This is a genomic window from Tautonia sp. JC769, assembly GCF_040717455.1.
Lineage (GTDB): Bacteria > Planctomycetota > Planctomycetia > Isosphaerales > Isosphaeraceae > Tautonia.
In genome coordinates this window covers 35,620-46,004 of the sequence record NZ_JBFEFH010000041.1, presented here as the reverse complement: position 1 = coordinate 46,004, position 10,385 = coordinate 35,620, and the positions used below count along the sequence as shown (strand labels likewise).

Annotated in this window: 6 protein-coding genes; 1 reads left to right on the top strand and 5 read right to left on the bottom strand. The window is 65.7% G+C overall.

The genetic code is table 11. From position 1 onward, the window contains the following. Nucleotides 1–139: 139 nt before the first annotated feature. From AB1L88_RS25375 to AB1L88_RS25360, 4 genes are all read right to left on the bottom strand, one after another. Nucleotides 140–1,579 carry a TolC family protein gene (locus AB1L88_RS25375; RefSeq protein ID WP_367099509.1) on the bottom strand — a complete coding sequence of 480 codons (1,440 nt, stop codon included), beginning with the start codon at nucleotides 1,577–1,579 and terminating at the stop codon, nucleotides 140–142. 571 nt (nucleotides 1,580–2,150) lie between these two features. Then, nucleotides 2,151–3,470: an efflux RND transporter periplasmic adaptor subunit gene (locus AB1L88_RS25370; RefSeq protein WP_367099508.1), complete on the bottom strand. Its 1,320-nt coding sequence runs from the start codon at nucleotides 3,468–3,470 to the stop codon at nucleotides 2,151–2,153. A 20-nt stretch (nucleotides 3,471–3,490) separates the two neighbouring features. After that, on the bottom strand, nucleotides 3,491–6,826 hold the full coding sequence (locus AB1L88_RS25365; protein ID WP_367099507.1) for an efflux RND transporter permease subunit: 3,336 nt from the start codon (nucleotides 6,824–6,826) through the stop codon (nucleotides 3,491–3,493). Nucleotides 6,827–6,915: 89 nt separating this feature from the next. Next, nucleotides 6,916–7,278 (bottom strand): PadR family transcriptional regulator, encoded by a 363-nt coding sequence (locus tag AB1L88_RS25360; RefSeq protein ID WP_367099506.1) that lies wholly within the window; start codon nucleotides 7,276–7,278, stop codon nucleotides 6,916–6,918. Nucleotides 7,279–7,405: 127 nt separating this feature from the next. On the opposite strand from AB1L88_RS25360, the gene AB1L88_RS25355 reads away from it, so the two are divergent. Beyond that, nucleotides 7,406–8,290 carry a sulfurtransferase gene (locus AB1L88_RS25355; RefSeq protein ID WP_367099505.1) on the top strand — a complete coding sequence of 295 codons (885 nt, stop codon included), beginning with the start codon at nucleotides 7,406–7,408 and terminating at the stop codon, nucleotides 8,288–8,290. 91 nt (nucleotides 8,291–8,381) lie between these two features. On the opposite strand, the gene AB1L88_RS25350 is transcribed toward AB1L88_RS25355, so the two are convergent. Further along, nucleotides 8,382–9,491: a serine hydrolase domain-containing protein gene (locus AB1L88_RS25350; protein ID WP_367099504.1), complete on the bottom strand. Its 1,110-nt coding sequence runs from the start codon at nucleotides 9,489–9,491 to the stop codon at nucleotides 8,382–8,384. Between the last annotated feature and the right edge of the window lie 894 nt (nucleotides 9,492–10,385).

Here is a 10,385-nt window from a genome sequence, read left to right as displayed (position 1 = left end):
GATTGAGGATGCTTTCGAATCGTTCCGCGCTTTGGATGCTCAAACCCTGCGGTCATTGCATGACACTGTCTCATGGCTTGGACCGATCGTGGCGCGGGTCGCTCCTGTGTTTTCGGGGGTCCGAACCGATCCGCGACAATCATTCGGCGGGAGCCGGGAGGATCGGCGGACCGATCGGTTCGGCGACCCGGACTGCGGGGGGGAGAATCCATTCGGTTGAGGTGGCGGGAGAGGGCAAGGACTCTGGCCGTCCCATCGCGGCATAGAGGCGGAACTGCGCCCGATTGTACTCGAGCACCGAATCCAGATAGGCTTGCCTGGCACGAGCCAAGGCCTGAATCGGCTGGAGGACCTCGATCGGGCGTGTCGCGTCGGGGAGCCCGGCGCCGCGACGGATATTGGCAAGATTCAGCTCGAGCGATTCGAGGGCGTCGGGGACCGCACGTTCGGCCTCGGCGATCTGGCGAGAGGCTGCTAATCGCAGTTTCTCGGCCTGCATCACCTCTGCGGCCACCTGGTCCTGAATCTGGAGCACGCGAAGCTTTGCTTCACGGTTGCGAGCGTCGGCCATCTTCATATAGGCTGCGTCTCCAACCCCCAGCCCACGCAGCTCCCAGAAGATATTCACGTCGGTATCGAACCGTCCGTCGAAATCCCCGAAGAAGTCGTTGCGACCCCCTCCGTAACCGCCTCCGGAAACGCGCGTCGAGAGACTGGGAACGAACGGGCGCAGCCGGGCCTGCTTCAAGCGAATCACGGTAGCCTCGACGAACTTGCGTTGCTCGGCAAGTTCGGGGCGATTGAGGAGGGCGGTGGTAATCAGGTCGCCCGGGGCCGTCGCATCGGGGATCAATCGGAGGATCGACTCCGGAGGCTCGACCGGCGCGACCAGGATCCCAGGGTCGAGCCGGGTCCGTCGAATCAGCTCGGCAGAGGCCATCTCGAGCATCCCGACCGCTTGCGCGACCTCCCTGCGTTGCAGGTCGCGCTCGACCAGGCTCCGGCGATAATCGGCCTCCAGTCCGAGCCCGGACCTGGCAAACGAGCTCGTCAGTTCGACAAGCGTCTCCGCATTGGCGGCGGCTTCCGAAGCGATCGCGAGTCGTCCGGCCGCGGCCTGGAGATCGAAGTACGCCTCGGCCACTCCCAGAATCGCTCGATTGACCGCGACCGAGACCCCGGCTCGCTGAGCGTCGACGACGCGTCGGGCGGCCATGGGCAGGAAGATGGCGTCGGAGAGTCGCAAGATGGTCGAGAATCCCCCGACGTTCGGCGGGCCACCCGCGGGAACCGGTCCGGAGATCCCATCCCCCAGCGCTGCCATCCCGCCGACGAAGAGGCTGCTCTTGCTGATCGTTTCGACCGGTCCCTCGACAATCTGGGCCTGACCGTCGTGACGCACCCATTGAGGGCCGTAGAAGAGGCTGGGGAGCCACGCCGAGCGGGCCAGTTGGAGCTCTCCCAGCGCCTCGGAGACCCGTTGCCTGGCGATCTGGACTTCAATGTCGCGGGCGCCGGCCAGGCGCAGGGCATTGGCGAGGTCGATCGGCAAGACGGCCTGGTCGGGGATCAGGGCCATCCCCGGGTCCTGCCGCAGTCGCATTTCCGCGGAAGGGGTTTCGCCGGTTTGTGGCAATGGAGGGAGGTCTTCGAGCGAGGGCGGCGGAGTCGAAACCTCAACCTCGATGCCGAGCGCGGGCGGCAGGCCCTCGACCTGAACGCGGTCGGGCATGCCTGTCGGCGGGAGGAGGCGCTCCTGGGCATTCAGAAACGCCCCCGGACCGCCCCCGATCAAGGCGAACTGAATGAAGACGCCGAATCTCACGGATCGTCGAATCGATCGAGGTACGTTCCGGCGCACAGCAGTCATGGGACACGGCCCCCCCGTTGGATATACCGTCTCTTCGCTGCAGTCCAGGAATCGGCACCACGCGGACGATCAGTACGAACGGCATTCCTGTTATCGACAATCGATATCGAAGGGCATGAGCCGGTTCTCCCTCCGTCTGCCTGTCCGGGACGGATGCCGTCGGGCCTTTCGTGAGCCTGTGCATGATCCAGGCGGGGTCCTTCGCCGTCGGGCCGGTCGACAGAGGCGTTCGCCCGGGCGGCGCAAGACTGGGTCAGGCCCGGGGCGGCAGTGCAATCCGTCAGGCAGCCGGCTCGATCACCTCGACCTCCTGCCCGTCTTCCAGGGCTGACGGGTCCGAGGTGACGACAGGCACCCCCTCCTCGACGCCTGAGCGGATCTCGACCCGCTGACCGTCGTTCAAACCGACCTCGACGGTGCGTGACCGGACGCGACCCTCGACGAGTACGATGCAGGATGACTTGCCCTCTCGATCCGTCCTCACTGCTGATGCGGGGAGGGTAAGGACATCATGATGCTCCTCGGCCACGATGGAAACGTACGCGTAGAGACCGGCCTGGAGCGTGTCGTCGGGGTTCTCGAGGTCGATTTCGGTCCGGAGGGTCCGGGTGGCACGATCGAGCGCCCACGAGGCCCGGGAAACGGTCCCTTCGAACGTCTGGCTGCCGAGCGCCTGGACGCGAATCTCGGCCCGGTCCCCGGGCGTGATGAACGGGGCGTCGACCTCCGGGACGCCCACAACCACTCGGATGAGGTCGGTCCGGGCGATCGCGAGCAGCGGGTCCCCGGATCCGGCCGGATCGGTCAGATGCCCTCGATCGACGAATCGCTTCGTGATCACCCCATCGAAGGGGGCCCTGATCTGGGTGAAGGAGAGCATGGCTTCGGCGTGTCGCACGTCCGCCTCGGCGACCCGGACGTGAGCCTCACCGACACGAACATCCGTGAGCGCGCGAACGAGTTCTGCTTCTGCCTGAAGCTGCCTGGCCTCGGCCAGTTGAATCTGGGCGGCCACTTCGTCCCGGGCGGCCTTCGCCGCCTCGAGCTTGCTGAGCGTCTCATCGCGCAGGCCTTCCGTCACCGCTCGATCGTTGACGAGGCGGTCGATCCGGTCATATTCGGCCTGCCAACGGTCGATCTCGGCTTCGGACCGCCGCGTGGCGGCCCTGGCCTCCTCGAGTCCGGCGCGGGCGGTGGCAACCGCCGCCTGAGCCACCTCGACCATGGCCTCGGCGCGATCGAGGTCGGCCGAGTCCTGATCCAGGTGGGCTCGCTTGCGGTCCAGCTCGGCGACGAGTTCAGGGGCGTCGAGCTCGGCGAGAATTTGACCGGTAGAGACGCGGTCGCCGATGTCAACGGACAGGGTCTGAACATATCCGGAGACCTTTGCCAGGAGATCGGTCGTCTCGAACGCTTCGAGCTGGCCGGGCTCGCTCGTCACCTGGCGGATGGTGCCTCGCTCGGGCAAGACGGTGGCGACCCGCGGCCGGGGGGCCTGGGCCGTGGTCTGGGCTTGCAAGGAGACGGCGTCTCCCGTCGTTCCGCAGCCAGGGCCGACGACCACACCGAGGAGGGGCAGGAAGACGGCGAATCGGCGCATCACATCTCCTTGGAATCGCGTCATGAAACGTCTCCCGGGCCATCGGCGGGGTTGGATTGGGGATCGGCCTGCGGGGTCGGGCGGTTTGGTCCGGCTGAGGTTTGATCGGGGGGCGACGTCGCGGACCGGTCGTCCGTGATCGTCTTCGGAGGCCGTGATGCCTCGACGGCCGAGGCGGCCGGCGAGGCCATCCCGACATGAGGCGCGGGGACGCCGACGAAATGGGGGCTTTCAGGGTCGTCGGGGTCGAGCGAGGGGGAGTCGCGTCCCATTCGGCCCTGGATCAGCGTGAACACGCTCGGGAGGACGAGCAGGGTCGAGAGGGTTGCGAGCGAGAGCCCGCCGATCACGGCCCGCCCGAGGGGGGCCGTCTGGTCGCCCCCCTCTCCCAGGCCCGACGCCATCGGCAGCATGCCGACGAGCATGGTGCTGCTGGTCATGAGGATCGCCCGCAAACGACTCCGCGCGCCCGCGATCGCGGCGTCTCGCGCGGAGAGACCATCGATGACCCGGCTGCGTTCGGCGAACGTGACCAGGAGGATCGCGTTGGAAACGGCGACCCCGAAGACCATGATCGTCCCCATGAACGATTGGATATTGACCGTCGTGTGCGTGATCCACAGCCCGAGGACCACGCCCGCGATCACCGCCGGTCCCGCCGCCACGGCGACCAGGGCGAGGCGGATCGACTGGAAATTCGCGGTGAGCACCAGGACGATCACGATCACGGACATTCCCAGGCCGATGGCCAATCCGCTCAAGATCTCGCGGAGCGGGACCAGTTGCCCCCGCACCGCCACGTTCACCCCCTTCGGCGGGTCTCCGGCCCGCTCGATCGCCCGATCGACCGCGCCCGATGCGCGGCCCAGATCGATCCCGGCGAGATTCGCGGTCAGGGTCAGGGTCCGTTTCATGTTGTACCGGTCGTACTGGCCGGGGACGGTCGACCGCTCGACGCGGGCGACGTCTCGGAGGAGGAGCGGGACGCCCCCCTCCCGATCCTGTCGGATGGGGAGCGTCCTGAGATCCTCGAGCGAGGTCATTTCCTGGAACGGGATCTCGACCTGGACCTGATAGCCGATGCCCGACTTCGGGTCGGGCCAGTAGTTGGGCACGACGAAGCGGCTGGACCAGGTCGCCGTGACCAGCGAGCGGGCGATCTCCTCGGGGGTGATGCCGCTCAGGCCGGCTTTCTCCCGGTCGATCGTGACCTGGACGGCCGGGTAGTCGAGCGTTTGGCCGTAGCGGACGTCGCTGAGGCCGGAAGTCGCTTCCAGTTCGGCCCGGATCGATTCCGCGTGGGCCCGGACGTCCGCGAAGTCCGGCCCGCTGATCGCGACCTCGACGGGCGTGGGCGAGCCGAAACTCATGACGTCGCTCACGATGTCGGCCGGCTCGAAGGAGAAGGCGACCGAGGGCATCTCGGTCCTCAGGCGTTCGCGGAGCGTATCCTTCAGGTCTTCGATCGAGATGCCGGTCCCGGGCTTCAAGGCGACGCGGAGCATGGCCTCCTCGGGGCCTCCGGTCCACTGGTAGATCGCATTGATCGGATAACTTGATGGGATGAGCCCCGCGTATCCGACCGAGATTTCAATGGCATCACGTCCCACCTCGTCTTCGATCGTCGCGAGGACGTCCCGGATCATTTCCTCGGTCTTCTCGACCCGAGTCCCTGCCGGTGCTTTGACCCGCATCTGGAACCGACCGGCATCGACGCTGGGAAAGATCTCGAGCCCGAGCTGGCGACCGACCGCGAAGGTGACCAATCCGGTCGCGATGAGGTAGCACACCACCACCAGCGGGCTCACGCGGGTCAGGCCCCGGACAAGGCGCTCATAGGCCCCGGCGACGCGGTCGAACGCGGTGCGGCGATGAGGATGATGGTGATCTTCTTCCGATCGCGAGTCCCGGATGACCCAGGTGGTGAGGACGGGGACGAAGGTGCTCGAGAGGACATACGAGGCGATCATGGCGAATCCGACCGCCAGCGACATCGGGACAAAGAGCGCTCGGGCGGCCCCTTCCATCAGGAACGACGGGATGAAGACCGCCAGGATGCAAAGCATCGCCGTGAAACGCGGGACGGCCGTCTCGGCCGTCCCGCGTTTCACGGCGGTGGCCAACGACGGGTCCGTCCTCATCCGCACGTGGATATTCTCGATCGCCACCGTCGATTCGTCGACGAGGACGCCGATCGCCAACGCCAGGCCGCCGAGCGTCATCAGGTTCATGGTCTGTCCCGAGACCCAGAGGGCGAACAGCGCGGCCGCGATCGCGATCGGGATGTTCAGGACGATGACGACCGCGCTCCTCCAGTCTCTCAGGAAGATCAGGACCATGACGCCGATGAGTCCGGCGCCGAGCAAGCCTTCCACCCCCACCGCCTCGATTGCGTTGGTCACGGTCGGCGACTGGTCGAACTCGAAACCGACCCGGATGTCATCCGGCAAGACGGCCTGCATCTCCGGGAGGGCGTCCCTGACGTTCTGGACGACGGAGAGCGTCGACGCCTCGGCCCGCTTCGTCACGAGGATGTAGACGGCTCGCCTCCCGTCCACGAGGGCGTAGCCGACCGCGATGTCGCTCGAATCCTCGACGGTGCCGACATCGCGGAGGTAGACGGTCGGATCGCCGCCGGGCCGGATGGGGATGGCCAGGAGTTCGTCGATGTCCTTGACGAGCGAGTTGACCGGCACGATGGGCATCTCGTCGTCGATCCGGATGTTCCCCGAAGGGCTGATCACATTGCCGGCCGTCAGCGCGCGGATCACTTCATCGGGAGACATCGCGTAGGACCGCAGGCGCTCCGGATCGAGCCGGATGACCACGCTCCGCTGACTCCCGCCGAAGGGTGGAGGCGCCGAGACGCCCGGCAAGGCCGCGAACATGGGCCGGACCCGGAACAACGCCTGATCCTGGATGTCGCCGACGGTCCGCGTCTCGCTCGACAGCACGAGATAGCCGACGGGCACACTCCCCGCGTCGAACCGGGTGATGAACGGGGAGACGGTCCCCGGGGGCATGAAGGCCCTCGACCGCGTGACGTAGCCGATGGTCTCGGCCATCGCCTGCGCCATGTTCGTGCCGGGATGGAAGTAGAGCTTCATGATTGCCATTCCCTGCACATTCTTGGATTCAACGTGATGAATCCCATTGATGTACAGGAAGTGGTACTCGTAATAATTCGTCAGCAACCCTTCCATCTGCGCCGGGTCCATGCCGCCGTACGGCTGGCACACGTAGACCACCGGCAGATTCAGGTTCGGGAAGATGTCGACCGGCATCCGAGACACCGCGAAGACGCTCCCCAGTGCCACGGCAACGACCGCGACCATCACCGTAAACGGTCGTTGCATCGAGAAGGCGATCGGGTTCATGGGAAGGTGGCCCGTGGGGTCAGAGACGTCGAGTCGTCATCAAGCGCCCGCGACCTGCTCGATGACGATCACTCGCCGAGATCCGGATCTTCGACACGGCGCGACCAATCCTCGGGGACCTGATCGTGCAGCACTTCGGCGACCAGCTCGCGGAGTTTGGCCCTGGCATCCTCGAGCGCCTGTGCCCCCTCGGGAGTCGCCCGGTAGTACTTCCGTTGCTTGCCCTGCACCGTCTCGACGGACACGGTCAAGAAGCCCGCTTCCAGCATCTGGTGGAGCATGGGATAGAGCGTGCCCGGCCCGACCTGATATCCATGCCGATTCAGTTCCGCAATCATCTCAGCGCCGAAGATCGGCTCCTTCACCGCGTGGTAAAGGATGTGCATCCGCACAAAACCGCCGAAAAACAGCTTCGTGAGCAATTCACCCATGGCATCGGACCTCGATATTGACCCCCGATCCTATCTGGCCGAGAATGCGAGACGCAAGGGGCCGGCCCCGCCGGGGAGCGCTCGCCCCCAACCGCTACGGAACGCCACGCTCAGGGAGGTCGAACGAATGATGATTTCTTTGCTCTTGGTCATGGTGGTGGGCGTCCTCCCACCGTCCGTCACCATCGACGCAGACGATCAAGCCCAGGTGGCTCGTCTTCTCGGTTTCGACCAGGTCGAAGCCCGGCTTGATGATCCGGACCTCGTCCTGCTCGATGTCAGGTCGCGTGAGGACTACGACGCAGGGCATCTTCCCGGGGCGATCTGGGTCGATGCCGGGGAGGTCCAGCGACTGGCGGGCGAGCCGGGAGGACTTCAGGACCCTGGGCGCTGGAGCGTGTGGATCACCCGGCTTGGCCTGGACAGCGATTCGGCGGTCTATATCTACGACGCCAACCGACAGAAGGATGCGGCGCGGCTCTGGTGGCTCCTCGGCTACCTGGGTGTTGATGAGGTTGGGCTGATCGATGGCGGTTTCCCGCTCTGGGAATCCGAAGGGCGGCCGGTCTCGACCGACACCGTTAGCGTCGAGCCGAACGACTTCCGGATACAACTCCGGGCGGATCGTCATGCCGATCGGGACACCGTCCTCGATGCCGTCCGCACCGGCTCGGCGCAGATCGTCGATGCCCGGAGCGATGCCGAGTTTCTCGGCGAGGTCGCCCGGTCGAGGCGAGGAGGACACGTGCCGACCGCGTGTCAGATCGAATGGAGCACGTTGGTCGACGAGGACGGCCGGTTTCTTCCCGAGGAAGCGGTTCGCCCCCGCTTGAACGCGATTGGGCTGGAGCCGGGGAAGCCGGTGATCACCCACTGCCAGGGGGGAGGTCGCGCCTCGGTCGATGCGTTCGTGCTCCAGCGTCTCGGTTTCCCGAGCCGGAACTACTATCTCGGCTGGTCCGACTGGGGCAACGCGGAGGACACCCCCGTCGCCACCGATCCCCAGCCCTAACCCCCCGTTCGTCTGCTCGGCTCGAGTCATGGATTCGTTGAATCCGAGGGCCTTGCCGAGCAGAGCTTTCTTGCTTCGCCCGGGACCGGAATCAAGGGAACGACCCGGCAAGACGCTCGGAGGCAACCGTGCGAGGGTGGGGATCGACGGCCCGACCGGGCAGGGTTGTCAGGATGACACAGATGGTTTTCGACCTGGGATCGGCCCAGGCAAGGGTCCCCGTCGATCCCGTATGGCCGAAGGTCTGCTCCGAGCAGCCTAGCCCGCCGAGATTCGCCCCGAGGGCGAAACCAAGCCCCCGAGCGGGATCGGCGTCCGATCGCTGATTCCGAGTCATCGCACGCGCCGTCTCGGCTCGGACAACCGATTCGCGTTCCTCGAGGAATTCGGCGAGGAACAGGGCCACGTCAGGAGCAGAGGCGTGCACCCCTCCCCAGGGAGCGCCGAGTCCTCGCCAGTAGGGGCTGTTCCAGTCCCATTCGCGAGCGTCGGGGTCACCCGCCCCCGATTCCGGTGCGGCGCGATCGGTCTGGCAGGGAGTCACCGCCTCGATCGGGAACCGGCCCAGCCCCAATACCGAATGCTCCATTCCCAGCGGCCGGAAGACCGACTGCTCCAGGAACGCGGGGAAGTCATCGCCCTGGATTCGCCTCGCGATTTCGGTCGCCAGCAAGATCGCCATGCTGGAGTACCCGTAGCGTGTCCCCGGCTCGAACACGAGCGGTGTCCGCATGGCATGCGCGACGAACTCCGAGATCGGGGCGTGCTCGGCCCTGAGGGTGTTATTCTCGGGCAACTGATCGGGAAGTCCCGATTCGTGGGTCAGCAACTGCCGGATCGTGACCCGCCCTCGGCCTCCCCCCGAGAACTCCGGGAGATAGATCCGAACGGGGTCATCGAGTGCAAATGCACCCTGGTCGAACAGCGTCATGACCGCCGCGACGGAGATGGGCTTGGAGATCGAGCCGAGCAGGAACATGGAGTCGAGCGACGGGGCCTGTCCGAAATGGCGAGCGAGGCGATCTCCCCCTCGCATGATGCAAAGGCTCGCCGCGCTCACGAGCCCGGTCTGGGTCGCCTGAGAGAGTACGTCCGCAACCGCCTCGCCAGGATCGTCCCGGTCCTCCCTCAGGCAGGTGAGGATCGGCAGCGTCCATGCGGAGAAGGTGCCGGCCTGCAGCAGGGATCGACGCGTCATCATTTGAGGGATATCCTTCTGCATTGTGAAGGGTCTTGGGGCCAGACAACCGCCTTGACGCGGATTCCCGTTCGAATCGGGCTCAGGAGCATCGATTCGAGCAGAACAGACGGAGTCGATCCACAGGGCCGGGTTCACGGCCGGGCCCTGCGGCACGCAGGGAATCGACGGCCTCGCGTCCTTCACGAGTCTCTCAACCGTTCGCCACACCGGGCAAGCGTTTGCAATCCGAACTGATTGGGGTGGTATCGGCCCGGCAGTCGGACCAGTGGCTTGCCGAGCCGATCACGAATGGTTCCGAGGCCATCCGATCGAGTTCGATCGTCGTTCAAGCCTTTCCCGATGGTCGGCGAGCTCTTCCGGCCGATTTCGAGCCGGACTTCTCCCGTATGGTACGATACTCAATGCGCCCCAGACCTTGACTCCCGTTCCCGAGAATCACGCCTCAACTACGCTTGCCGGACGCTCGCCCCCTTCCCGCTAACCCCGGGGAGCTCGATCGCGGAAGCCGATCGCTCGTTCGGTGCGTGACCAGCCCTGGCTTCCGGGCCGTGGCAGGGGATCACGGATCGATCCTCCGCATTTCATTCCCCACTCGAAGCCCACGATCATCTCTGGGTTCGGTTTGTTCAGACAGGAGCGTGTTGCCGGGCCATCCGGGATCGAGAGGCACCACTCGCAAGGCGAGTTGTTCGACCAGGTCGCGTTCGTCGGGCGTTGACACAACGACCCACCGTTTCGCCCGGGGACATCGATCGCGCGTGTCATTGCTCGCGTGCGATCGGCGGATCGCAGAAGTCGAGAAATCGCCAGGGTTCTGACCTCGGGAGAGTCGGTTCTTGCATGGACGACCTCAATTTCCCCAAGATTGGCCCGAGAAACCCGACGGGTCCCTTG

Bases quoted from the DNA above. Each gene is read 5' to 3' on its own strand.
- AB1L88_RS25350 (WP_367099504.1), bottom strand. From the start codon at position 9,491: ATGATGACGCGTCGATCCCTGCTGCAGGCCGGCACCTTCTCCGCATGG.
- AB1L88_RS25360 (WP_367099506.1), bottom strand. From the start codon at position 7,278: ATGGGTGAATTGCTCACGAAGCTGTTTTTCGGCGGTTTTGTGCGGATG.
- AB1L88_RS25365 (WP_367099507.1), bottom strand. From the start codon at position 6,826: ATGCAACGACCGTTTACGGTGATGGTCGCGGTCGTTGCCGTGGCACTG.
- AB1L88_RS25355 (WP_367099505.1), top strand. From the start codon at position 7,406: ATGATGATTTCTTTGCTCTTGGTCATGGTGGTGGGCGTCCTCCCACCG.
- AB1L88_RS25370 (WP_367099508.1), bottom strand. From the start codon at position 3,470: ATGCGCCGATTCGCCGTCTTCCTGCCCCTCCTCGGTGTGGTCGTCGGC.
- AB1L88_RS25375 (WP_367099509.1), bottom strand. From the start codon at position 1,579: ATGGCCCTGATCCCCGACCAGGCCGTCTTGCCGATCGACCTCGCCAAT.